The sequence below is a fragment of the Streptomyces sp. NPDC085937 genome (genome assembly GCF_044540535.1).
Lineage (GTDB): Bacteria > Actinomycetota > Actinomycetes > Streptomycetales > Streptomycetaceae > Streptomyces.
This window is the reverse complement of the sequence record NZ_JBITSH010000011.1, coordinates 287,739-310,698: the sequence shown is the minus strand read 5'-3', so window position 1 is coordinate 310,698 and position 22,960 is coordinate 287,739. Positions and strand designations below refer to the sequence as shown.

The following is a 22,960-nucleotide window of genomic DNA, read 5'->3' as shown; positions in this document are numbered from 1 at the left end:
CCCGGGCGCGGGCGGTCGTTTCGTCCCGGCCCGGCGCACCCGTTCTCGGGTTGGGGTTGCCCTGGGGGGGCGCCCGGGCCGCGCGCGGGGGGGGGGGGCCCCCCCGGGGGGGGGGGGCCGCCCCCACGTCGTACACGGCGACCCGTGCTACTGGGCGCCGGGACGCACCAGCCCGCTCTCGTACGCGTACACCGCCGCCTGCACCCGGTCGCGCAGTCCCAGCTTGGTCAGCACATGACCCACGTGCGTCTTCACGGTGGTCTCGCTGACGAACAGGTCGGCGGCGATCTCCGCGTTCGACAGCCCGCGCGCCACCAGCTTGAGCACCTCGACCTCGCGGTCGGTCAGCGTGTGCAGGGTGTCCGGCACCGGCTCCTCGCCGGACGGCAGATGCGTGGCGTACTTGTCCAGCAGCCGGCGCGTGATGCTCGGCGCGAGCATCGCCTCACCGGCGGCCACCACACGGATCGCCTGCACCAGCTCGTTGGCCGGGGCGTCCTTGAGCAGGAAGCCGCTCGCCCCCGCCTTCAGCGCCTCCACCACGTACTCGTCGAGGTCGAACGTCGTCAGCACCAGCACCTTCGCCGGCCCGTTCCGCTCCGGGCCGGTGATCTGGCGGGTGGCCTCCACCCCGTCCATCCGCGGCATACGGATGTCCATCAGCACCACGTCGGGCTGAAGCGCCCGCACCTGGTCCAGGGCCTGGAGGCCGTCGCCGGCCTCGCCGACGACCGCGAGGTCCTGCTCGGCCTCCAGAATCATCCGGAAGCCGGTGCGCAGCAGCGGCTGGTCGTCGACCAGTAGGACGCGGATGGCCACGTAAGTCTCCTTCGCTAGTCCGGCCCCATTCTGCCCTGCTCGGTCCCGCCGGATTCCGGCGCCCTCAGGGGCAGCGGATAGGGCGGGGGAGTACCGCCGAACTCGGGGCAGTGCTCCTGGTGGTCGCACCAGCCGCACAGCTTGGTCGGCCTCGGCCGCCAGTCCCCGGTCTCGGTCGCCAGCCGGATCGCCTCCCACAGCGCCAGCAGCTTGCGCTCGACCCGCTCCAGGTCGGCGAGCACCGGGTCGTAGGTGAGCACGTCACCGCTGCCCAGGTACACCAGCTGCAGCCGGCGTGGGATCACCTTCTTCAGCCGCCACACCACGAGCGCGTAGAACTTCATCTGGAACAGCGCGCCCTCGGCGTACTCCGGGCGGGGCGCCTTGCCGGTCTTGTAGTCGACGATCCGCACCTCGCCGGTGGGTGCCACGTCCACCCGGTCGATGATGCCGCGCAGCCGCAGCCCGGACTCCAGCTCCGCCTCCACGAACAGCTCCCGCTCGGCGGGCTCCAGCCGGCTCGGGTCCTCCAGCGTGAACCACCGCTCGACCAGCGACTCCGCCTGCGTCAGCCAGCGCGCCAGGCGCTCGCCCTCGGGATCGTCCGCGAAGAGCTCCGCGACATCGGGTCTGCTCTCGCGCAGCCGGTCCCACTGGCCGGGGATCAGTGACTTCGCCCGCGGCACGGTGCGGTCGGCGGCCGGGGCGTCGAACAGCCGCTCCAGCACCGCGTGCACCAGCGTGCCCCTGGTCGCCGCCTCGCTCGGCTTCTCCGGCAGCCGGTCGATCACCCGGAACCGGTACAGCAGCGGGCACTGCATGAAGTCACTCGCACGGGAGGGCGACAGCGAGGCGGGCGGCGCCGCGGGCGTCCCGGTCGCCACGACCGTGTCCGCCGGCGCCTGAGGCGCGGCCGGGCTGCTGTCGGGCCGCGTGGTGCCCTCGGTGCTCGTCTCCATGACCACAGACCTTACGGCCCGGCACCGACAACGCGGCGTGACCGGAGGGAGAGAAGGGGAAGGAGGGGGTAGAGAGAGGGGTGCCGGGGCGAACGGGCGGCGGACGCCGCATACCATCGACCCAGGACCCTCCCGTCCGGCAGGCGCGGGAGACGCAGCGAACGAGGGGACACCGGTGGACGTAAGCGGCGGGCGCGGACGGCCGCGGCCCGGCAACGACGAGTCGGCCGAGCAGACCGGGCCCGACGCCCCGGCCACCGGCGACGACACCCACGCCACCGGCGAACCCCGCGCGACCCCGGCCGCCCCGGCGCCCGACCCGACGCACACCGCCGGCCCCGGCGCCCCGGCCCCCGGGCCCGCGGCCGAGGACGGCGACACCCCGGCGTCCGGCCCCACGGCCGAGGACCCCCACGGGACCACGGGCGGGCCGGCGCACGGCACCACCGGTACCGGCCCCGCCGCACCGGACGGGCGTGCCGAGCCGGACGGGCGTGCCGAGCCGCACCAGGAGTCCCCGGCGGACCGTCCGTCCGCCGCCCCCGACGCGCGGGCCCCGGGGCCCGCCGGGCGGGGCGCCGGCGACGGGGGCGGACAGCTGCCGGAGCACGCCGACCGGCCGTTCGCCCACTCCGGCGCCAAGGGACCCACGCCTCAGCGCCCCGAGGAGCGGCGGCGGGGCGGCCTGCTGATGGGCCGGCCCTTCGGCGTCCCGGTGTACGTGGCGCCCAGCTGGTTCCTGGTGGCGATCCTCATCACCTGGGTGTTCGGCGGCCAGATCGACCGTGTCCTGCCCGAGCTGGGCGCGGCCAGCTACCTGGTCTCCCTCTTCTTCGCGGTGGCCTTCTACGCCTCCGTGCTGGTGCACGAGCTCGCCCACACCGTCGCGGCCCTCCGCTTCAAGCTCCCCGTGCGCCGCATCCAGCTGCAGTTCTTCGGGGGCGTCTCCGAGATCGAGAAGGAGGCCGAGACCCCCGGCAGAGAGTTCGTGCTGGCCTTCGTCGGCCCGCTGCTCTCCCTGGTGCTCTCGGGCCTCTTCTACCTCGCCCTGCAGGCCGTGGACCCGAGCAGCGTCCCCGGCGTCCTGCTGGCCGGCCTGATGGTGTCCAACCTCATCGTGGCCGTCTTCAACCTGCTGCCCGGCCTCCCGCTGGACGGCGGCCGGATGCTCCGCGCGGTCGTCTGGGCGATCACCGGCAAGCCCATGACCGGCACCGTCGCCGCCGCCTGGGTGGGACGCGCCCTCGCCGTCTCCGTGCTGATCGGCCTGCCGCTGCTCACCCAGTCCGGGGCGCTCGGCTCCGACGCCGTGGACAACGTCGGCATGGACACCGTCCTGGACGCCCTGCTCGCGGCCATCCTCGCCGCGATCATCTGGACCGGTGCCGGGAACAGCCTGCGCATGGCCCGGCTGCGCGAGCACCTGCCCGAGCTGCGTGCCCGCACCCTCACCCGCCGCGCGGTCCCCGTGGAGACGGACACGCCCCTCTCCGAGGCGCTGCGCCGGGCCAACGCCGCGGGGGCCCGCGCCCTGGTCGTCGTCGACACCGACGGCGTGCCGCTGTCGCTGGTCCGCGAGGCCGCGATCGTCGGCGTACCGGAGCACCGCAGGCCCTGGGTGCCGGTCGGCGGACTCGCCCAGGACCTCACCGACGGCATGCGCGTCTCCGCGGAACTGGCCGGCGAGGACCTGCTGGACGCCCTGCGCGCGACGCCCGCCACCGAGTACCTCGTCGTCGAGAACACCGGCGAGATCTACGGCGTGCTGTCCGCCGCCGACGTGGAGCGGGCCTTCGTCAAGGCCATGGCCCGCCCCTCCTAGAGAGCACCCCGGTGGCGCCGGCCGTGGTCGGCGGGCCCCTCGCGGACCGGTAGGCTGGTCACATGTCCGAACCGACCGGTGCCGCCCGCAGGCGCGGGCCCTTCAAGGTCGGGGACCAGGTTCAGCTGACCGACCCCAAGGGCCGCCACTACACGTTCACGCTCGAGGCCGGGAAGAATTTCCACACCCACAAGGGTTCCTTCCCCCACGACGAACTGATCGGTGCTCCCGAGGGCAGCGTTGTCCGCACCACCGGGAACGTCGCCTACCTCGCGCTGCGCCCCCTGCTCCCCGACTACGTCCTGTCCATGCCCCGCGGGGCAGCCGTCGTCTACCCGAAGGACGCGGGGCAGATCCTCGCCTTCGCCGACATCTTCCCCGGCGCGCGCGTCGTGGAGGCCGGCGTGGGCTCCGGCTCGCTCAGCAGCTTCCTGCTGCGCGCCATCGGCGACCAGGGCATGCTGCACTCCTACGAGCGCCGCGAGGACTTCGCCGACATCGCCCGGCAGAACGTGGAGCGCTACTTCGGCGGCCCGCACCCCGCCTGGCAGCTCACCGTCGGTGACCTCCAGGACAACCTGTCCGACGCCGATGTCGACCGCGTCATCCTCGACATGCTCGCCCCCTGGGAGTGCCTGGACGCCGTCTCCAAGGCGCTGGTGCCCGGTGGCATCCTGTGCTGCTACGTCGCCACCACCACCCAGCTCGCCCGGACCGTCGAGTCCATCCGGGAGATCGGCTGCTTCAACGAGCCGACCGCCTGGGAGACGATGATCCGCAACTGGCACATCGAGGGCCTGGCCGTCCGCCCCGACCACCGGATGATCGGCCACACCGGCTTCCTGCTCACCGCCCGCCGGCTCGCCGACGGCGTCGAGCCGCCCATGCGCCGGCGCCGCCCGGCCAAGGGCGCCTACGGCGAGGACTACGCCGGCCCCAACGCCGACGGAGGCGCCGGCCGCTGACGCGCGGTCCGTACCTCACCAACGCTCCGGCGCCGGGGGGGGGGGGGCCCCCCCCCCCCCGCGGCCCGCCCCCCCCCCCCCCCCCCCCCCCCCCGGCGGGGGGCCCGGGGGGGGCGGGGGGGGGGGCGCCGCCCCCCCCCCCCCCGGGCGGGGGGGGGCCCCCCCCCCGCCCCCCCCCGCCCCCCCCCCCACGGCGCTCTCACGTTGACGCAGGGTCGTGGCCGTCCCCGCAGGCGGCGCGTCGCGGGCGCTTCGCGCGGCCGGTGCGGACCCCGCCGTTCCCTCCGTCCTGTGACGTGTGGCACGATGCTGGCCACCCCCACCGGCACAGTCCTCACAGGAGACACTCCTCGTGCAGTCTTCCGCCGTACCGGAGCTCGCCCAGACGCACGCCCGGCCCATCCACTGGATGGCCACCGCCACGGCCGTCGCCGGTGTCGTGGCGCTCTCCTCCGTCCTGCAGCCCGATCCCGCGACCGCCGCCGCGCCGGGCGCCCCGCACACGAAGAACGCCCCGGCGCAGACGCTGCCGCCCGACCCGGCCGACGTCGACTTCCCGCTCGACTGCGGCCCCGTCAAGGTCGTGGTGAAGAAGCAGGCGTCCGGCGACCTGGACGGCGACGGCCGCCCCGAGACGGTCGCGGCGGTCCACTGCGACGCCCCGATGGGCACCCCGCCCGACGGCGTGTACGTCCTCACCCAGGCGGCCGACGGCACGAAGCCGCGCGTGGTGGCCACCCTCGTCGACCCCAAGGACCGCACCAACGTCGAGGACCTCGCCGTGCGCGCCGGCGACGTCGTCGCCACGCTGCTGGGCTACTCGTCCACCGACGTGCCCCGTTGCTGCCCCGACGTCCGCGAGACCGTGAAATGGCGCTGGGAGAACGGCGCCTTCGTACGCTCCGCGCCGTCCGACGCCCGGAGCGTGTGACCCGCACGCGGGCGCACGCGGCGGGCGTACGCCCGCCGCGTGAGCATCAGCCACCTGTGACCCGTGGTGCGACGGCGGTCACCCGGCGTCCGGGCCGTACACCTCGACGCTGTCCGAAACCCGGCGGACGTGGATGCACTCGCCCGGGCACTCCTTCGCGGAGTCGATGACGTCCGTGAGGAGCGGCAGCGGGACGGGCGTTGTCGCGCCCTTGTCCTGCAGCAGCTCGTCCTCGCCGCTCTTCACGTAGGCGAGACCGTCGATGTCCAGCTCGAACACCTCGGGCGCGTACTGGGCGCAGATGCCGTCGCCGGTACACAGATCCTGGTCGATCCAGACTTCCAGGTCCTCGCCCGCGACTGCGGCCTCCTGCTGCACGATCGTCTCTCCTGCCGTTTTACTGCGTCGAGCCGTACGGGAATCCGGCCAGCTCTGACGGGTGTTGAACACTTCGACCCTACCGCCGCCAGGGTTCCGATCATCTTCGGTGGGTATTCCCCTGGCGTGAGGGAGAGCGCAAGGGTGAAGATCGGACACACCCCGACCGTCTTTGTGATCTAGGGGTTTCAATCGACACCCGCCCAGGTAGGGTCTGGAAGCGTCCAGCTCCCCTTGGAGGAGGTGAGGACCGTGGCAGCCCACGACGACGACATGAACCGCGGCATCCGCCCGGGACGCGGGTCCGAGGACCCGGCCGGGCAGATCGCCTACCTTGAGCAGGAGATCGCCGTCCTGCGACGCAAGCTCGCCGACTCTCCGCGGCACACGAGAATTCTCGAAGAGCGGATCGTCGAGCTGCAGACCAATCTGGCCGGCGTGTCCGCCCAGAACGAACGACTCGCAGGCACGCTCCGCGAGGCCCGCGACCAGATCGTGGCCCTCAAGGAGGAGGTCGACCGGCTCGCCCAGCCCCCGGCCGGCTTCGGTGTCTTCCTCACGGCGAACGAGGACGGCACGGCCGACATCTTCACCGGCGGCCGCAAGCTGCGGGTGAACGTCAGCCCGAGCGTCGAGCTCGAAGAGCTCCGGCGCGGCCAGGAAGTGATGCTCAACGAAGCGCTCAACGTGGTCGAGGCCATGGAATTCGAGCGCGTGGGCGAGATCGTCACCCTCAAGGAGATCCTCGAGGACGGCGAGCGCGCCCTGGTGCTGGGGCACACCGACGAGGAGCGGGTGGTGCGGCTCGCCGAGCCGCTGCTGGACGTCACCATCCGTCCCGGCGACGCCCTGCTGCTGGAGCCCCGCTCCGGATACGTCTACGAGGTGGTCCCGAAGAGCGAGGTCGAGGAACTCGTCCTCGAGGAAGTCCCCGACATCGGCTACGAGCAGATCGGCGGCCTCGGCGGCCAGATCGAGGCCATCCGCGACGCGGTCGAGCTCCCGTACCTCTACCCGGACCTGTTCAAGGAGCACGAGCTGCGGCCGCCGAAGGGCGTCCTGCTGTACGGACCCCCTGGATGCGGCAAGACGCTGATCGCCAAAGCCGTGGCGAACTCGCTGGCCAAGAAGGTCGCCGAGGTCACCGGTGTCGCCGCCGGCAAGAGCTTCTTCCTCAACATCAAGGGTCCCGAGCTGCTGAACAAGTACGTCGGCGAGACCGAGCGGCAGATCCGCCTGGTCTTCCAGCGTGCGCGTGAGAAGGCCAGCGAGGGCACCCCCGTCATCGTCTTCTTCGACGAGATGGAGTCCCTCTTCCGCACCCGTGGCTCCGGTGTCAGCTCGGACGTGGAGAACACCATCGTCCCGCAGCTGCTCGCCGAGATCGACGGTGTGGAGGGCCTGCAGAACGTGGTCGTGATCGGTGCCTCCAACCGTGAGGACATGATCGACCCCGCCATCCTGCGTCCCGGCCGGCTGGACGTGAAGATCAAGATCGAGCGTCCGGACGCCGAGGCGGCCAAGGACATCTTCGGCAAGTACCTCACCGAGCGCCTCCCGCTGCACGGCGACGACCTCACCGAGCACGGCGGCGACAAGTCCATGACGGTCCAGAGCATGATCCAGACCGCCGTGGAACAGATGTACGCGGAATCCGAGGAGAACCGCTTCCTGGAAGTCACCTATGCCAATGGTGACAAGGAAGTCCTGTACTTCAAGGACTTCAATTCCGGTGCCATGATCGAGAACATCGTGGGCCGTGCCAAGAAGATGGCGATCAAGGACTTCCTGGAGAAGAACCAGAAGGGCCTGCGCGTCTCCCACCTCCTCCAGGCCTGCGTGGACGAGTTCAAGGAGAACGAGGACCTGCCCAACACCACCAACCCGGACGACTGGGCCCGGATTTCCGGAAAGAAGGGCGAGCGGATTGTTTACATCCGCACCCTCATCACCGGAAAGCAGGGCGCGGACACCGGACGCTCCATCGACACGGTGGCGAACACCGGTCAGTACCTGTAAAAGCAAGGGCGGCTGCGGGTGCCCACGTCGGGTACCCGCAGCCGACTGCTTTTCGGGCCACGGCTGGAGCACAGCAATGACGCAAATGATCTCCCCACCAGGGCGAAGGCGTTCTAGGCTCGTCCGTACCGCCGAGTCGCGCAGTGCGGGGACGGGCACCGCACACGCACCGGAGCGCCAGCGGTACAGCAGCGCCCCCGACCGGGGACGCCGCCGGGCAAGGAGGGCCGCATGACCGTACGGCGAGTAATGGGCATCGAGACGGAGTACGGGATCTCCGTCCCCGGCCACCCCAACGCCAATGCCATGCTCACCTCGTCCCAGATCGTGAACGCCTACGCGGCGGCGATGCACCGGGCCCGCCGGGCCCGCTGGGACTTCGAGGAGGAGAATCCGCTGCGCGACGCGCGAGGCTTCGACCTCGCCCGGGAGACGGCCGACGCCAGCCAGCTCACCGACGAGGACATCGGCCTGGCCAACGTCATCCTCACCAACGGCGCGCGGCTCTACGTCGACCACGCCCATCCGGAGTACAGCGCCCCCGAGGTCACCAACCCGCGGGACGCGGTGCTCTGGGACAAGGCGGGCGAGCGGATCATGGCGGAGGCCGCGGAGCGGGCGGCGCAGCTCCCCGGCGCCCAGCCCATCCACCTGTACAAGAACAACACCGACAACAAGGGCGCGTCCTACGGCACGCACGAGAACTACCTGATGAAGCGGGAGACCCCCTTCTCGGACATCGTGCGCCACCTGACGCCGTTCTTCGTCTCCCGGCAGGTCTTCACCGGCGCAGGCCGCGTCGGCATCGGCCAGGACGGCCACGAGCACGGCTTCCAGATCAGCCAGCGCGCGGACTACTTCGAGGTCGAGGTGGGCCTCGAGACCACGCTGAAGCGCCCCATCATCAACACGCGCGACGAACCGCACGCGGACGCCGAGAAGTACCGGCGCCTGCACGTGATCATCGGCGACGCCAACCTCTCCGAGATCTCGACCTATCTCAAGCTCGGCACGACCGCGCTGGTGCTGTCCATGATCGAGGACGGGTTCATCGCGGTGGACCTGGCGGTCGACCAGCCGGTGCGGACGCTGCACCAGGTGTCGCACGATCCCTCGCTGAAGCACCTGGTCACGCTGCGCAGCGGCCGGACGCTGACCGCGGTGCAGCTCCAGATGGAGTACTACGAGCTGGCCCGCAAGTACGTGGAGGAACGCTTCGGGGCCGACGCGGACGAGCAGACCAAGGACGTCCTCACCCGTTGGGAGGACACGCTCACCCGGTTGGAGAACGACCCTATGAGCCTGGCCGGCGAGCTGGACTGGGTTGCCAAGCGGGAGCTCATGGAGGGCTACCGGCGCCGGGACGGCCTCGACTGGGACGCGGCCCGGCTTCACCTGGTCGACCTCCAGTACGCCGACGTGCGTCCCGACAAGGGCCTCTACAACCGTCTGGTGGCCCGGGGACGGATGAAGCGGCTGCTGGACGAGACCGAGGTCGAGCGGGCCCGCACGGCGCCTCCTGAGGACACTCGGGCGTACTTCCGCGGGCGGTGCCTGGAGCAGTACGCCGACGACGTCGCGGCGGCTTCCTGGGACTCGGTGATCTTCGATCTGCCGGGCCGCGACTCGCTCCAGCGGGTGCCAACCCTGGAACCGCTTCGCGGAACGCGTAATCACGTCAAGGCGCTCCTGGACCGCTGCCGGACGGCGGAAGACCTGGTCAGGGTGCTGTCCGGCGGCTGACCGGGTGAGCCGCCGTCGCATGGGTACCTGCGGGTGTCCGGGACGGACCGGCCGGACAGGGTGGAAAACCGCCCGTCCGGGAATCATCGAGGTGGTCCCCGTACGTTGGAGCAACTGCGGGGGCATTGTCGGACCCGGCTTGTAGGGTCTGATCTTGACCAGCAACTGTGTCGGGCGAACCGAGCGGGGTGAGGGTGATGGCGACCAAGGACACCGGCGGCGGACAGCAGAAGGCCACGCGGTCCACCGAGGAGGTCGAGGAGCAGGCGGCGGAGACCGAGGCTTCCGAGGACCTCAAGGAGCGTCACGAGAAGCTGAGCGACGATGTGGACGACGTCCTGGACGAGATCGACGACGTGCTCGAGGCCAATGCCGAGGACTTCGTGCGGTCCTTCGTGCAGAAGGGCGGCCAGTAGCCTCACCGGCCTCGCCGGTGCCGGTTCGGCAGCCGCGCGGCGAGAGACACACGGCGGACGGAGGAGCGCTGTTCGCGGCCGGCCCGGTGGCCGGCCGCGGGCGGCGTTCGCTCGGCTCCGAGGCGTGCTGCCCGGTCGCTCCAGAAGCTGTTGTCGTAAATGTGGATCATTGCTGTGGGGCGGGTAGGGTCCGTGGCGTAATGTGCTTCAACTGCAATTCGGCCATCGGCAAGTTGGGAGATGATCCCGACGCTGTTCGTCGGGCAGCTGCCTACCTGGAAGGAACTTCGTGGAAGCCAACACTTCTGGCACCGGGCGTCTGCCGGCTGCCTTTCTGACGCCGGGCTCCTCCTCCTTCATGGACTTCCTCTCCGATCACCAGCCGGAGCTGCTGCCCGGCAGGAGGACGTTGCCGCCCGTGCAGGGCGTGATCGAGGCGCCGCACGGCACGACCATCGTCGCCGTCAGCTTCCCGGGCGGTGTCGTCCTCGCCGGTGACCGCCGGGCCACCATGGGGAACGTCATCGCGCAGCGGGACATCGAGAAGGTGTTCCCGGCCGACGAGTACTCGGCGGTCGGCATCGCCGGTACGGCCGGTCTGGCCGTCGAGATGGTCAAGCTGTTCCAGCTGGAGCTCGAGCACTTCGAGAAGGTCGAGGGCGCGCAGCTGTCGCTGGAGGGCAAGGCGAACCGGCTGTCGACGATGATCCGCTCGAACCTGGGCATGGCCATGCAGGGGCTGGCCGTGGTCCCGCTGTTCGCCGGGTACGACGTGGACCGGGAGAAGGGGCGGATCTTCTCCTACGACGTCACGGGCGGGCGGTCCGAGGAACACGGGTACGCCGCGACCGGCAGCGGGTCCATCTTCGCGCGCGGTGCGATGAAGAAGCTGTTCCGGGACGACCTGAGCGAGGCCGAGGCCACCACGCTGGTGGTCCAGGCGCTGTACGACGCGGCAGACGACGACTCGGCGACCGGTGGTCCCGATGTCGCCCGCCGGATCTATCCGATCGTCACCGTGATCACCGAGGACGGTTACCGCCGGCTCACCGAGGACGAGGCGTCGGACATCGCCCGGTCCGTGCTGGAGCGGCGGCTGGAGCAGCCGGACGGGCCGCGGGCCTCGCTGCTGTAGTGCGGGGGCCCGTGGTTCAGGCCCTGTCGTTCAGGGTGGTCCAGTGACTTCTACAGAAAAGGACGGGTAACCGGTGTCGACGCCGTTCTATGTCTCACCTCAGCAGGCGATGGCCGACCGGGCGGAGTACGCCCGCAAGGGCATTGCCCGTGGCCGCAGCCTGGTCGTGCTGCAGTACGCCGACGGGATCGTGTTCGTCGGTGAGAACCCGTCCCGTGCGCTGCACAAGTTCAGCGAGATCTACGACCGGATCGGGTTCGCCGCGGCGGGCAAGTACAACGAGTACGAGAACCTGCGGATCGGTGGTGTGCGGTACGCGGATCTGCGCGGGTACACCTACGACCGTGACGATGTGACCGCCCGGGGTCTGGCGAACGTGTACGCCCAGACGCTGGGCACGATCTTCTCCAGCGTGGGGGAGAAGCCGTACGAGGTGGAACTGGTGGTGGCCGAGGTCGGGGAGACCGCGGAGGGCGACCAGATCTACCGGCTGCCGCACGACGGGTCGATCGTCGACGAGCACGGCTCGGTGGCGGTGGGGGGTAACGCGGAGCAGATCAGCGGGTACCTCGACCAGCGGCACCGGGACGGGATGACGCTGGCGGAGGCGTTGAAGCTGGCGGTGCAGTCGTTGTCCCGGGACACCAACGGCAGTGAGCGGGAGATTCCCGCGGAGCGGCTGGAGGTGGCGGTGCTGGACCGGACGCGGCCGCAGAAGCGGAAGTTCAAGCGGATCGAGGGGCGGCAGCTGGTGCGGCTGCTGGAGGCGGGTGGCGGTGGCGGTGGCGGTGCGGAGACGCCTTCGTCCGAGGACTCCGGCGGGGACGTGGAGTAACCCGTTCGTTCGCACGGGTTGAGGTTCGATGCCTGCGGCGCAGGGTTCTGTCCGGTGGGGGTTGCTGTAGCGCCCACGGTGGGGTGGTGGTGCGGGGTCGGGGTGGGGATGGCCGTCCTCGGTCTGGCGCGAAAGTGCCTGTGGTGAAGCACAGGGTGCGGACGCGCCAGCCGCTGCGGGCGCCCACCCCCACCCCGCCCCCTCCCCGCCGCACGCGGCCACATCAACGCCGTGGCGGGCCATCGCCCTCCGCCGCTCGCGGCGCGCCTACCGCGCCGCCATGCCCGCCAGCTGCGGGCAGTCGTGCCTCCCCCAGTGCCTTTAGGGCCTGGGAGGTGCCCCCAGGGCGATGGGGGTCCCCCCGCTCGAGCGGAGCCGAGAGTGGGGAAGGGTGGGCGCGGCGGCAACCCGGAAGCGCCGGGCTGCGCGCGCACCCCCCCCCCCGGCGCGCAGCTGCGCCTGTGTGATCCAGCGTCGGGGTGCAAGAACACGCCCCGCACCCGGGCCGGTGCGTTTCGGGCGCCGGGTGCGCGAAGACGCCCGCGCCGGTGCGTTCCCGGCGTCGAGGCGCGAGAAGACGTATCGCGGGGGAGTCAAGGCACGCGCGTGGTGGAGCCCCGGACCTCCAGGTGGACCGGGATGTCCGTCGTGGGGGGTTCCTCGCCGTTCAGGACGGCCAGCAGTGCCTGCATGCCTCGTTCGCCGAAGAGTTCCGCGTTCAGGCGGACCGTCGTCAGCTCGGGGTCGATCGCCGTGGCGAGCGCCAGGTCGTCCATCCCCGTGACCGAGAGGTCCGCCGGGACGCGCAGTCCCAGTCGGCGGGCGGCCTTGTACAGGCCGGCTGCCAGCTGGTCGTCGTCGCAGACGACCGCCGTCGGCAGGCCGCCGGATTTCAGCGCGGCCTCCGCCGCCTCCTCCGCGCCCTTGATGGAGATCGGCGAGCGCGCCGTGCGCAGAGACGTGCCCGGCACGCGGCGGAGCCGCGCCTGAAGTTCCCGTGCGCGGACCTCGAAGGTCCAGGACGGCACGTCCGCGCCGAGGTGCAGGAAGTGGCGGTGGCCGAGGCCCAGGAGATGGTCCGTGACCTGACGGACCCCGTCGGCGATGTCCAGGTTCACCGTGGCCCCGCCCGCCGCCGGGTCGCTGTCCAGCATGACCAGGGGCAGCTGGTCGCCCCGGATCGCGGTCAGGGCCTCCGCGGCCATGGAGGAGGCGATGACGCCGTCCAGCGCCGCCTGGGCGGACGCGAACGGGTCACGGGCCGGGCCGATGCCCTCGGGGGAGGGGTAGAGCACGACGCCGAAGCCGTGGCGGGAGGCGACGCGTGCCGCGCCGGTGTAGACGCCCGCGAAGAACTCCGTGGTCAGGGCCGGGACGACCAGCAGCACCGTGCGGGTGCGGCCGAGCCGCAGGTTGCGGGCCGCGAGGTTGGGGCGGTAGCCGAGCGTGCGGGCGGCCTCGCGGACGCGTTCCGCCGTGGTCTCGGACACCCGGCCGCGCCACTTGTCGCCCAGGACCAGCGAGACCGCGGCCTGGGAGACGCCTGCGGCCCGGGCGACGTCCCGGCTCGTGGGGCGGGTGCTGGCTCTGGGCACCATCGCTCCTTCGTCTGGACTGGTGAACAGCGGTCATGGTACGTATGGAGGGCTTAGTTATACGTAAAACTTCCTGGGAGGAGCCGGCATGGCGACGGGATACCTGGAGATCCTCCGGGCACGGCACGCCACCCGGCTGCTCGTGGGCACGCTCGTGGGGCGGCTGCCGAACGCGACCGCCGCCATCGCCGTGGTGCTGTTCGTGCGCGCGGAGGGCGGGACGTACAGCCTGGCCGGCGCGCTCGCCGCCGTGTACGGCGTGGCCAACGCGGTGGGGCAGCCGGTGCTCGGGCGGCTGGTCGACCTGAAGGGGCAGCCCCGGGTGCAGTTGCCGGCCGCGCTGCTGTCCGCGGCGGCCATGGCCGTGTTCGCCTTCGTGGGGACCGGTTCGCTGGTCGTGGCGTACGGCGCCGTCGCCCTCGCGGGACTGTTCACTCCGCCGCTGGAGGGCGGGCTGCGGGCGCTGTGGTCCACCGTGCTCCCCAAGGAGGAGCACGTGCACCGGGCGTACGCGATGGACGCCGTGGCCCAGGAGGTGATGTTCACCGTCGGGCCGCTGCTCGTGACGGTGTGCACCTCCCTGTGGTCCGCCCAGGCCGCGTTGCTCGTCCTCAACGTCATCGGTGTGCTGGGGGCTCTGTCCGTCGTCGTCTCGCCGCCCTCACGGGCCTGGCGTTCGGCGCCGCGTGAGGCGCACTGGCTGGGCGCGCTGCGCTCGCCGGGGCTGCTGGCGCTGCTCGGTGCCTTCCTGGCCGTGGGCATGGCCCTGGGGTCCATCACCGTGGCCGCCGTGACCTACGCGGACGAGAACGGCGGCGACGCCGTGTACGGCTGGCTGATGGCGGCGATCGGGCTGGGTGCCCTGATCGGCGGCATGGCCTACGGGGCGCGGCAGTGGGCCGGGGAGCCCGCGCGGCGCCTCCAGGTGATCGTGGCGTTGCTGGCCTTGTGCTACCTGCCGTTGATGCTGACGCCGGGGCCGGTGGCCATGACGTTGCTGACCGTGGTCGCCGGTCTGTTCCTGGCCCCGGCGATCGCCTGTGCCTTCGTGCTGGTGGACCGGCACGCCCCGCGCGGCACGGTCACCGAGGCGTTCTCCTGGCTGGTGACCACGTTCACCGTCGGCGCGTCGCTGGGGACCGGTGTGACCGGCCCGGTGGTCGAGGCGGGCGGCCCCCTGTGGGGTTTCGCCGTACCGGGTGCAGCGGGCGGCGTGTCGCTGCTGGTTTTGATCGCCACAGGACGGGTATTGGCAGTTCCGGCCAAGACGGCGGTGATCGCGGCCGGTTCGGAAAATGATCCGAACCGTGCCCCCGAACCTCGTTTCAGTTCGGGGGATCGGGCGTAATGTTCCCTCATGGACCGCCGCATTTTCGGGCTGGAGAACGAGTACGGCGTCACGTGCACGTTCAGGGGACAGCGCCGCCTGTCGCCTGACGAGGTGGCGCGGTACCTCTTCCGCCGTGTCGTGTCATGGGGCCGAAGCAGCAATGTCTTTCTGCGGAACGGCGCCCGCCTCTATCTCGACGTGGGGTCACATCCGGAATACGCAACGCCGGAATGTGACAACGTGACCGAACTGGTCACCCACGACAAGGCCGGCGAGCGCATTCTCGAAGGACTCCTGGTGGACGCCGAACGACGCCTGCACGAGGAGGGAATCGCGGGCGACGTCTACCTCTTCAAGAACAACACCGACTCGGCCGGCAACTCCTACGGGTGCCACGAGAACTACCTCGTCGCCCGGCACGGGGAGTTCTCCCGGCTCGCGGACATCCTCATCCCGTTCCTGGTGACGAGGCAGTTGCTGTGCGGGGCCGGCAAGGTGCTGCAGACGCCGCGCGGCGCCGTGTACTGCGTGAGCCAGCGCGCCGAGCACATCTGGGAGGGCGTCTCCTCGGCGACGACCCGCTCCCGTCCCATCATCAACACCCGCGACGAACCGCACGCGGACGCCGAGCGCTACCGCCGGCTCCACGTCATCGTCGGCGACTCGAACATGTCCGAGACGACCATGCTGCTCAAGGTCGGCGCCACCGACCTGGTGCTGCGCATGATCGAGGCCGGCACCGTCATGCGCGACCTCACCCTGGAGAACCCGATCCGGGCGATCCGCGAGGTCAGCCACGACATCACCGGCCGCCGCAAGGTGCGCCTGGCCAGCGGCCGCGAGGCCTCCGCCCTGGAGGTGCAGCGGGAGTACTACGAGAAGGCGGTGGACTTCTGCGAGCGCCGCGGCATCCGCACCGGCACCGTCGACCAGGTGCTGGAACTGTGGGGCCGCACGCTGGACGCGATCGAGGCCGAGGACCTCGACCGCATCGGCACCGAGATCGACTGGGTCATGAAGTACAAGCTGCTCGAGCGCTACCGCGCCAAGCACAACATGACCATGTCGCACCCGCGGGTCGCGCAGATAGACCTCGCCTACCACGACATCCACCGCCGTCGTGGCCTGTACTACCTGCTCGAGAAGAAGGGACAAGCCGCCCGGATCTGCAACGACCTGAAGATCTTCGAGGGCAAGTCCGTCCCGCCGCAGACCACTCGGGCCCGGCTGCGGGGCGACTTCATCCGGCGCGCCCAGGAGCAGCGCCGTGACTTCACCGTCGACTGGGTGCACCTCAAGCTCAACGACCAGGCGCAGCGCACCGTGTTGTGCAAGGACCCGTTCCGTTCGGTCGACGAGCGGGTGGAGAAGCTGATCGCCGGCATGTGAGAAGCGCGTCTCCGCAGGAGTCGCCGAAACTCCCGGAACGTCACACGGGCGCCGTACGTTACACGTGCGGCGCCCTTCTCACGCCGTAGAGTTGCGCGCACGCCATCCACAAGATCGATGATTACGAGGCCCCCACCGTGCGCCGACGCTCACTCCTCATCGCCGTTCCCGCCGGACTCGCCACCCTCGCCGCGTGCGGCGACGACAAGTCCGACTCCGGCAAGGCAAGCGAGACCGCCTCGCCCTCGGAGCCCGAGACGTCGGCGGCCCCCTCACCGAAGATCGTCGACGGACCGCTGCCGGCGATCACGGCCGGGACGAAGTTCGGCGAGAAGCCGACCGTCGCGAAGGGCAGCGGCGAGCCCTCCAAGGACCTCGCGGTCAAGACGGTCATCGCGGGCGGCGGCAGGACGATCGCGGAGAACGACTTCGTCGTCGCGGACTACCTGGGCCAGGTGTGGAGCACCGCGAAGGTGTTCGACAACTCCTACGACCGCGGGACCCCGCTGGCCATCCAGCTCGCCCAGGGCACGATCATCGACGGCTGGCGCTACGCGCTCGTCGGCAAGAAAACCGGCAGCCGCGTCCAGACGGCCATCCCGCCGACCTGGGGGTACGGCGAACAGGGCAACCCGCAGGCGGGCATCAAGGGCACCGACACGCTGGTGTTCGTGGTCGACGTGCGGGACACGTTCAACGCCAAGAGCTCCGCCAAGGGCACCGACGTCGCCCAGGACAACATCGACCTGCCGAAGGTCGGCACCAACACCGACGGCAAGGCACCCTCCATCGAGGTGCCCGACAGTGACCCGCCGAAGAAGCTCGTGGCGAACTACGTCATCGAGGGCGACGGCGAGAAGGTCGGCGCGGAGGACAGCGTCCTGGTGCAGTACAAGGGCGTGCTGTGGGACGGCGGCAAGGAGTTCGACTCCACGTACGGCCGGGGCCAGCTGACGTCCTTCTCGCTGCAGCAGGTCGTCAAGGGGTGGGCGCAGGGCCTGACCGGCAAGAAGGTCGGCAGCCGCGTCCTGATCGTCATCCCGCCGGAGCTGGGCTACGGCGACAACCCGCCGCAGGGCAGCGACATCAAGAAGGACTCCACGCTGGTCTTCTCCGTGGACATCCTCGCGAAGCTGTGAGCCCCGCCGGGATGCAAGACTGTGCGTGTTCGCCTTTCCGCAGACAAGCAGGAGCGTAAGACGTGAGCATCGACAAGCCCGAGATCGACTTCCCGGGCGGCGAGCCCCCGGCGGACCTCGAGATCAAGGACATCTGGGAGGGCGACGGCGAGGTGGCCCAGGCGGGCCAGACCGTCACCGTCCACTACGTGGGCGTGGCCTTCAGCACCGGCGAGGAGTTCGACGCCAGCTGGAACCGTGGCACCCCCTTCCGCTTCCCGCTGGGCGGCGGCCGGGTCATCAAGGGCTGGGACCAGGGCGTGCAGGGCATGAAGGTCGGCGGCCGCCGCCAGCTGACCATCCCCGCCCACCTCGCCTACGGCAACCAGAGCCCCACCCCGGCGATCCAGCCCGGTGAGACCCTGATCTTCGTGGTCGACCTGCTCGGCGTCTGATCCGACCGGAGTCGATCGCCGAGGGCCCATGCCTGTCCGGGCATGGGCCCTCGGCTTTTACCGCGCCACTCCGGGGCGGTACGGTCATCGGTCGTAAGCACCATAGGGAGGCGAAGCGCGTCGATGGCCATTGCCAAGGCCGAGCGGCTGATGAATCTGGCGCTGTGTCTGCTCGGGACCCGCCGGCCGCTCAGCAAGCGCGAGCTGCGCGAGTCCATCGAGGCGTACCTCGAAGCGGGCTCCGACGACTCCTTCAACAGGATGTTCGAGCGCGACAAGGACGACCTGCGCGAACTCGGACTGGTCATCGAGACCGTCGAGAACCTCGAGGGCGAGACGGGCTACCTCGCCCGCCGGGACAGCAACCGGCTGCCGCCCATCACCCTGGACGCCGAGGAGGCCGCCGCCCTCGGGCTCGCCGCGAAGGTGTGGCAGCAGGCCCGGCTCGCCGGGGCGGCCAGCGGCGCCCTGCAGAAGCTGCGCGCGGCCGGACTCCCCGAGGACGTCGACCCGTACGGCGCGCACGGCGCGCTGGAGCCGCGCATCCCGGTGCACGAGGCCGCGTTCGAGCCGCTGATGCTCGCCTGCCGGGACCGCCGGCCGGTGATCTTCGACTACCGCAAGGCCAACGCCGCCCAGCCCGAGCAGCGGCATGTCGAGCCGTGGGCGCTGGAGTGCTGGCGCGGCCACTGGTACCTGGCCGGCTGGGACCGCGACCGCGGGGCCGAGCGGGTCTTCCGGCTCTCCCGGATCACCGGCAAGGTGCGCTCGCGCGCCGGCCGGTTCACCGTTCCGGTGCCGGACGTCGTCACCGTGCGGGAGACCGTCGCGAGCTGGGCGGGGGAGACCGCCGACCGCTCGGCGCGCATCCGGCTGCGTTCCGACGCCGGCTTCCCGCTCCGGGCCAAGGCCACGTCGGTCCGGGAACTCGGGAACGGCTGGGACGAGTTGGAGATTCCGTACGGGCACGGCCTGGATGCCTGGCTGGTGGAGTTCGGGCCCGACGTGGTGGTCCTGGAGCCCGCCGAGCTGCGGGCCGACGTGGTGGACCGGCTGCGTGCCGTGGCCAAGGGCTGAGGGGGAGCGGACAGAGACGTGGCAGGCAAACCGGTCAGGCCCGTGAACGCCATCGACCAGACCCGGCGGATGCTCTCCCTGGTGACGTATCTGCGCGAGCGCCCAGGCGCCCGCATCGAGGACGTGGCGCGCGCCTTCGGCATCACCGAGGACGAGCTGGTCTCCGACCTCGACGTGCTGCCCATGTGCGGCACCAGTTTCCGCGGCGGCGACCTGCTGGACATCGACACCGACGGCGAGCGCATCTGGTGGCACAACCCGGCCGCCCTGGGCGCCGACGCGGCCGAGCCGCTGCGTCTGGCCGCCGACGAGGCGACCGCGCTGCTCGTCGCCGCCCGCGCCGTGGCCACCCTGCCGGGGCTGCGCGAGAGCGACCGCCAGGCGCTGCTGCGGGCCACCGCCAAGGTGGAGACCGCGGCCGGCGAGGCGGCAGGCGCCAGCTCCCGGCTGTCGGTGACCTTCGAGTCCGAGGGCGGTGTCTTCGCGGACGTCGACCGGGCCATCGCCGAGCGCCGCAGACTGTGGATCCGCTACTACTCGCCGGCCCGCGACGAGGTCACCGAGCGGGAGATCGACCCCATCCGCCTGGTCAGCGTCGGCCACACCTACGTCGAGGCGTGGTGCCGCCGCTCCGAGGCGCGCCGCACCTTCCGGCTGGACCGGGTCGCCGAGATCAAGATCCTCGACGAGCCGTCCGCACCGCCCGAGGTGGAGCTCCGTGACCTGTCCGAAGGGCTGGTGCAGCCCGCGGCCGAGGACCCGGAGGTGGTCGTCGAGGTCGGGCCGGGCGGGCGCTGGGTCGCCGAGTACTACCCGCACGACAGCGCCGATGAGCTTCCCGACGGCGGACTGCGTATCACCCTGCGCACCCCCGACCCCGCGTCGCTGAAGCGGCTGGCGCTGCGGCTCGGCCGCGACGGACGCATCGTGGAGCCGCAGGAGCTGGCCGAGAGCGCCCGCCGGGCGGCCCGTGAGGCGCTGGCGGCGTACGACGGGGTCGAGGCGGCCGGATGACCGGGCAGGACGACAGGCAGGAGCGAGTGCTTTGAGCGAGTCGGCGACCGAAGGGGCACGGGGCATGACGGCGGCGTCCGCGTTCGCCGGCATGAGGAGCGTGGCCCCGGTGATGTTCCGGGCGGGCTGCCCGGACTGCCGGGGACGTTTCGAACTCGCCGCGAGCGCGCTGCGGCTGGCGATCGGCGCCAGCAGCCGCACCACGTTCTACTCCTTCACCTGCCCCGAGTGCGGCTCGGCCGTCCGCAAGCCGGCGGGGGAGCGGATCGTGGAGCTGCTGACCGGCGGCGGGGTGCGTACCCTCCGGCTGCACTCGACCGTCTAGGCTCGTCCCCATGTTCTGGCCGATGTTCGCCGTGGTCCTGGGATTCCTGGGGCTGATGGTGCTCGCAGTGCTCGCCGTCCGGGTCTTCGTCGAGGCGGAGCGCCTCGGCAGGCAGGTCGCTGACTCGGCCCGGCGTATCGGCCGGGCGGCCGAGGACCTGGAGCGCGCCGCCGCGAGCACGGCCCGGTCCGCCGAGGCCCTGTGACGTCGACCGGCACACCCGCCGTCCGCGGGGACGCCGTCGCCGCCCTGTCACCGTCCGGGCCCCGGCAGGTACGCTGCTGATCGCGGCCCGGATAACGAGGCCCGGACCGCGGACGGGAGTACGCACAGGGATTGCCGGACGTTTACCTCTGGGCGTTACGATCGCTGTCTGCACCGTCCTTCGGACGCATGTCCGACCGGTCGGACAGCCACCCACCCACCCGCCTCGGTGAGAAGGTAAAGACTTATGGGACGGCTCGGACCTACCGAGATCATTCTGATCCTCGTCGTCATCATCCTGCTGTTCGGTGCGAAGAAGCTTCCCGACATGGCGCGGTCGCTCGGCAAGTCCGCCCGCATCCTGAAGAGCGAGGCGAAGGCGATGAAGGAGGACAACAAGTCCTCCGCTCCGGCCGACCCGCCGGCCACCGGCGAGCAGCCCCCGGCGCAGCGCACCATCCAGGCCGCCCCCGGCGACGTGACCAGCTCCCGCCCGGTCACGGAGCCGACGGACACGACCAAGCGCTGACGCAGGGCCGGTGATCTCCGGCCCGCTGCACGAGATGGGAACGTGGGTTGCTCAAGTCTGCCCGCCAACAGGAGAGGGACCCCGAGGGGCGGATGCCGCTCGTGGATCACCTGCGCGAGCTGCGCAACCGCCTGGCCAAGGCCGTACTCGCGATCGTCGTGGTGTCGGTCGTCGCCGCGTTCTACAGCGAGCAGCTCATGCAGTTCCTCGCGGAGCCGGTGCCGAAGTGCGACAGCCTGACGAACAGTGACGGCGGCAACTGCGCCATCGTGTCGTTCAACACGCTGACGTCGCCGTTCACCACGACGATCAAGGTGAGCCTGATGGCCGGCCTGGTCGTCTCCAGTCCGGTGTGGCTCTACCAGCTCTGGGCCTTCGTCGCGCCCGGACTCCACAAGCACGAGAAGAAGTACACCTACGTCTTCGTCTCGGCCGCCGTGCCGCTGTTCGCCGGCGGCGCCCTCCTGTCGTACGTGATCCTTCCCGTCAGCATCAAGGTGCTGCTGAGCCTCACGCCCGGGGGATCGGCGAACATCCTGTCGCTCGACGAGGTGCTCGACTTCACCATCCGCATGGTGCTGGTCTTCGGGCTGGCCTTCGAGCTTCCGCTGCTGCTGGTCATGCTGAACATGGTCGGGATCGTCTCCGGCCGCCGGATGCTCGGCTGGTGGCGCGGTGTGGTCATGGGCGTCTTCGTCTTCGGCGCGGTCGCGACGCCCACCACCGACCCCGTGGGCATGCTCGCGCTCTCCGTGCCGATCATCGTCCTGTTCTTCTTCGCCGTGGGCTTCTCCCTGCTGAACGACAGACGGCGCGAGCGCCGGGAGTCCGAAGGGCTCGCCGACGACGAGGCCTCCGAGCTGGACCTGACCCCGGAGGACGTCGAACCGGCGGAACCGGTCAAGGCGCTGCCCGAGCAGACGACCAGGGACCGGATCAACGGTTATGACGACGTGACCTGAGGACGGCCCGGGAACTCGTAGGGTCGCTCCCGTGACCAGCGAGATCACCCTCTTCGTGAACCCCACCGCGGGCGGCGGCCGGGGCGCCCGCGCGGCGCGGCCGGCCGCCTCCGCGTTGCGGGACGCCGGCTTCCAGGTCCGCACCGTGACCGGCGACGACCCCGCGGACGCGCTGTCCCGGGCGTATGCCGCCGTCGAGGAGGGCACCGGCGCCCTGATCGCCGTCGGCGGCGACGGCATGGCCCACCTGGCCCTGCAGGCCGTGGTCGGCACCGGCACCCCGTTCGGCCTGGTGGCCGCGGGGACCGGCAACGACTTCGCCCGTGCGCTCGGCATGCCGCTGCGGGAACCGGCCACGGCCGGACGGATGATCGCCGACGCCCTGAGGAGCGGGCGGGTCCGCGACATCGACCTGGGCCGGATCGGTGACCGGTGGTTCGGCGCCGTCCTCGCCTCCGGCTTCGACTCCCGGGTCAACGACCGCGGCAACCGGATGCGCGCGCCCCTCGGACGCTTCAAGTACGACGTGGCGATGCTCGCCGAGCTGGCCGCCTTCCGGCCGCTGCCGTACCGCATCACCCTGGACGGCGGCGAGGTCCGCGAGGTCGAGGCGACGCTGGTGGCGGTCGGGAACGGGCCCTCGTACGGCGGCGGCATGCGCATCTGCCCCGGGGCGGACCTCACCGACGGGCTGTTCGACATCACGGTGGTGGGCGAGTGCAGCCGGGCCACGCTGCTGAAGGTGTTCCCGCGGGTCTACCGGGGGACGCACGTCGACCACCCCGTGGTGACGGTGCTGCGTGCGGCGAGCGTGGAACTGGTCGCCGAGGACGTCACCGGCTACGCGGACGGAGAACTCGTGGGGCCGCTGCCCCTCACCGCCACCTGTGTGCCGGGGGCGGTCCGCGTGGTCGGTCCGTAGGGGCGTTCCCCGGCGTTC

General features: G+C 71.2%; 23 protein-coding genes and 1 pseudogene. 20 read left to right on the top strand and 4 right to left on the bottom strand.

Annotated features, from left to right (window positions below):
* Window positions 1-147: 147 nt before the first annotated feature.
* Window positions 148-819 carry a response regulator transcription factor gene (locus ACIF8S_RS23960; protein ID WP_024885186.1) on the bottom strand — a complete coding sequence of 224 codons (672 nt, stop codon included), beginning with the start codon at window positions 817-819 and terminating at the stop codon, window positions 148-150.
* 14 nt (window positions 820-833) lie between these two features.
* Window positions 834-1,778 (bottom strand): RecB family exonuclease, encoded by a 945-nt coding sequence (locus tag ACIF8S_RS23955; RefSeq protein ID WP_400001573.1) that lies wholly within the window; start codon window positions 1,776-1,778, stop codon window positions 834-836.
* A gap of 175 nt (window positions 1,779-1,953) precedes the next feature.
* On the opposite strand from ACIF8S_RS23955, the gene ACIF8S_RS23950 reads away from it, so the two are divergent.
* The 3 genes from ACIF8S_RS23950 (at window position 1,954) to ACIF8S_RS23940 (ending at window position 5,496) form a co-directional block, all read left to right on the top strand.
* Complete coding sequence (locus ACIF8S_RS23950; protein ID WP_400001572.1) at window positions 1,954-3,600, top strand: site-2 protease family protein; 1,647 nt, start codon at window positions 1,954-1,956, stop codon at window positions 3,598-3,600.
* Between the two features lie 62 nt (window positions 3,601-3,662).
* Window positions 3,663-4,565 (top strand): tRNA (adenine-N1)-methyltransferase, encoded by a 903-nt coding sequence (locus ACIF8S_RS23945; RefSeq protein WP_024885183.1) that lies wholly within the window; start codon window positions 3,663-3,665, stop codon window positions 4,563-4,565.
* Between the two features lie 352 nt (window positions 4,566-4,917).
* The gene (locus ACIF8S_RS23940; protein ID WP_400001571.1) at window positions 4,918-5,496 is read left to right on the top strand and encodes a hypothetical protein; all 579 of its coding nucleotides are present in this window, start codon (window positions 4,918-4,920) and stop codon (window positions 5,494-5,496) included.
* A 78-nt stretch (window positions 5,497-5,574) separates the two neighbouring features.
* On the opposite strand, the gene ACIF8S_RS23935 is transcribed toward ACIF8S_RS23940, so the two are convergent.
* Window positions 5,575-5,874, bottom strand: a complete 300-nt coding sequence (locus ACIF8S_RS23935; protein ID WP_145828159.1) for a ferredoxin — start codon at window positions 5,872-5,874, stop codon at window positions 5,575-5,577.
* Between the two features lie 252 nt (window positions 5,875-6,126).
* Between ACIF8S_RS23935 and arc the strand changes: the two genes are divergently transcribed.
* The 6 genes and pseudogenes from arc to prcA all read left to right on the top strand — a co-directional run bounded on the left by arc (window position 6,127) and on the right by prcA (window position 12,022).
* A complete protein-coding gene (gene arc, locus ACIF8S_RS23930; protein ID WP_349790724.1) occupies window positions 6,127-7,893 on the top strand; it encodes a proteasome ATPase in 1,767 nt (588 codons plus the stop codon).
* A 231-nt stretch (window positions 7,894-8,124) separates the two neighbouring features.
* Window positions 8,125-9,636, top strand: coding sequence for a depupylase/deamidase Dop (gene dop, locus ACIF8S_RS23925; protein WP_349790725.1), 1,512 nt, complete (start codon window positions 8,125-8,127; stop codon window positions 9,634-9,636).
* 197 nt (window positions 9,637-9,833) lie between these two features.
* Window positions 9,834-10,052: a ubiquitin-like protein Pup gene (locus tag ACIF8S_RS23920; protein ID WP_349790726.1), complete on the top strand. Its 219-nt coding sequence runs from the start codon at window positions 9,834-9,836 to the stop codon at window positions 10,050-10,052.
* A 152-nt stretch (window positions 10,053-10,204) separates the two neighbouring features.
* Window positions 10,205-10,390 (top strand): annotated as a pseudogene (locus ACIF8S_RS23915) (endonuclease domain-containing protein); the annotation flags it as partial.
* Window positions 10,342-11,187: a proteasome subunit beta gene (prcB, locus tag ACIF8S_RS23910; protein WP_024885176.1), complete on the top strand. Its 846-nt coding sequence runs from the start codon at window positions 10,342-10,344 to the stop codon at window positions 11,185-11,187. The pseudogene ACIF8S_RS23915 and the gene prcB, both read left to right, overlap by 49 nt.
* A 73-nt stretch (window positions 11,188-11,260) precedes the next feature.
* On the top strand, window positions 11,261-12,022 hold the full coding sequence (prcA, locus tag ACIF8S_RS23905; protein ID WP_400001568.1) for a proteasome subunit alpha: 762 nt from the start codon (window positions 11,261-11,263) through the stop codon (window positions 12,020-12,022).
* Window positions 12,023-12,615: 593 nt separating this feature from the next.
* Here prcA and ACIF8S_RS23900 read toward each other — a convergent pair.
* Complete coding sequence (locus ACIF8S_RS23900) at window positions 12,616-13,617, bottom strand: LacI family DNA-binding transcriptional regulator (RefSeq protein WP_400001590.1); 1,002 nt, start codon at window positions 13,615-13,617, stop codon at window positions 12,616-12,618.
* 88 nt (window positions 13,618-13,705) lie between these two features.
* On the opposite strand from ACIF8S_RS23900, the gene ACIF8S_RS23895 reads away from it, so the two are divergent.
* From ACIF8S_RS23895 to ACIF8S_RS23845, 11 genes are all read left to right on the top strand, one after another.
* On the top strand, window positions 13,706-14,965 hold the full coding sequence (locus tag ACIF8S_RS23895; protein WP_400001566.1) for an MFS transporter: 1,260 nt from the start codon (window positions 13,706-13,708) through the stop codon (window positions 14,963-14,965).
* Between the two features lie 9 nt (window positions 14,966-14,974).
* Window positions 14,975-16,336 (top strand): Pup--protein ligase, encoded by a 1,362-nt coding sequence (gene pafA / locus ACIF8S_RS23890; protein WP_024885172.1) that lies wholly within the window; start codon window positions 14,975-14,977, stop codon window positions 16,334-16,336.
* 137 nt (window positions 16,337-16,473) lie between these two features.
* Complete coding sequence (locus ACIF8S_RS23885) at window positions 16,474-17,475, top strand: FKBP-type peptidyl-prolyl cis-trans isomerase (protein ID WP_400001564.1); 1,002 nt, start codon at window positions 16,474-16,476, stop codon at window positions 17,473-17,475.
* A gap of 62 nt (window positions 17,476-17,537) precedes the next feature.
* The gene (locus ACIF8S_RS23880; RefSeq protein ID WP_015661657.1) at window positions 17,538-17,909 is read left to right on the top strand and encodes an FKBP-type peptidyl-prolyl cis-trans isomerase; all 372 of its coding nucleotides are present in this window, start codon (window positions 17,538-17,540) and stop codon (window positions 17,907-17,909) included.
* Between the two features lie 123 nt (window positions 17,910-18,032).
* Window positions 18,033-18,986 carry a YafY family protein gene (locus tag ACIF8S_RS23875; RefSeq protein WP_145828014.1) on the top strand — a complete coding sequence of 318 codons (954 nt, stop codon included), beginning with the start codon at window positions 18,033-18,035 and terminating at the stop codon, window positions 18,984-18,986.
* 18 nt (window positions 18,987-19,004) lie between these two features.
* Entirely contained in the window at window positions 19,005-20,000 is a 996-nt protein-coding gene (locus ACIF8S_RS23870; RefSeq protein WP_349790732.1) for a WYL domain-containing protein, read from the top strand.
* Window positions 20,001-20,031: 31 nt separating this feature from the next.
* Entirely contained in the window at window positions 20,032-20,325 is a 294-nt protein-coding gene (locus ACIF8S_RS23865; protein ID WP_024885167.1) for a hypothetical protein, read from the top strand.
* A gap of 10 nt (window positions 20,326-20,335) precedes the next feature.
* The gene (locus tag ACIF8S_RS23860; protein WP_400001562.1) at window positions 20,336-20,530 is read left to right on the top strand and encodes a hypothetical protein; all 195 of its coding nucleotides are present in this window, start codon (window positions 20,336-20,338) and stop codon (window positions 20,528-20,530) included.
* 246 nt (window positions 20,531-20,776) lie between these two features.
* Window positions 20,777-21,058: a Sec-independent protein translocase subunit TatA gene (tatA, locus tag ACIF8S_RS23855; protein ID WP_024885165.1), complete on the top strand. Its 282-nt coding sequence runs from the start codon at window positions 20,777-20,779 to the stop codon at window positions 21,056-21,058.
* A 92-nt stretch (window positions 21,059-21,150) separates the two neighbouring features.
* Window positions 21,151-22,020: a twin-arginine translocase subunit TatC gene (tatC, locus tag ACIF8S_RS23850; protein WP_349790734.1), complete on the top strand. Its 870-nt coding sequence runs from the start codon at window positions 21,151-21,153 to the stop codon at window positions 22,018-22,020.
* Window positions 22,021-22,051: 31 nt separating this feature from the next.
* Window positions 22,052-22,942, top strand: a complete 891-nt coding sequence (locus ACIF8S_RS23845) for a diacylglycerol kinase (RefSeq protein ID WP_400001560.1) — start codon at window positions 22,052-22,054, stop codon at window positions 22,940-22,942.
* The last annotated feature ends 18 nt before the right edge of the window (window positions 22,943-22,960 follow it).

Bases quoted from the DNA above. Each gene is read 5' to 3' on its own strand.
- ACIF8S_RS23945 (WP_024885183.1), top strand. From the start codon at position 3,663: ATGTCCGAACCGACCGGTGCCGCCCGCAGGCGCGGGCCCTTCAAGGTC.
- ACIF8S_RS23955 (WP_400001573.1), bottom strand. From the start codon at position 1,778: ATGGAGACGAGCACCGAGGGCACCACGCGGCCCGACAGCAGCCCGGCC.
- ACIF8S_RS23860 (WP_400001562.1), top strand. From the start codon at position 20,336: ATGTTCTGGCCGATGTTCGCCGTGGTCCTGGGATTCCTGGGGCTGATG.
- tatA (WP_024885165.1), top strand. From the start codon at position 20,777: ATGGGACGGCTCGGACCTACCGAGATCATTCTGATCCTCGTCGTCATC.
- tatC (WP_349790734.1), top strand. From the start codon at position 21,151: ATGCCGCTCGTGGATCACCTGCGCGAGCTGCGCAACCGCCTGGCCAAG.
- ACIF8S_RS23875 (WP_145828014.1), top strand. From the start codon at position 18,033: ATGGCCATTGCCAAGGCCGAGCGGCTGATGAATCTGGCGCTGTGTCTG.
- pafA (WP_024885172.1), top strand. From the start codon at position 14,975: ATGGACCGCCGCATTTTCGGGCTGGAGAACGAGTACGGCGTCACGTGC.
- dop (WP_349790725.1), top strand. From the start codon at position 8,125: ATGACCGTACGGCGAGTAATGGGCATCGAGACGGAGTACGGGATCTCC.
- ACIF8S_RS23895 (WP_400001566.1), top strand. From the start codon at position 13,706: ATGGCGACGGGATACCTGGAGATCCTCCGGGCACGGCACGCCACCCGG.
- ACIF8S_RS23920 (WP_349790726.1), top strand. From the start codon at position 9,834: ATGGCGACCAAGGACACCGGCGGCGGACAGCAGAAGGCCACGCGGTCC.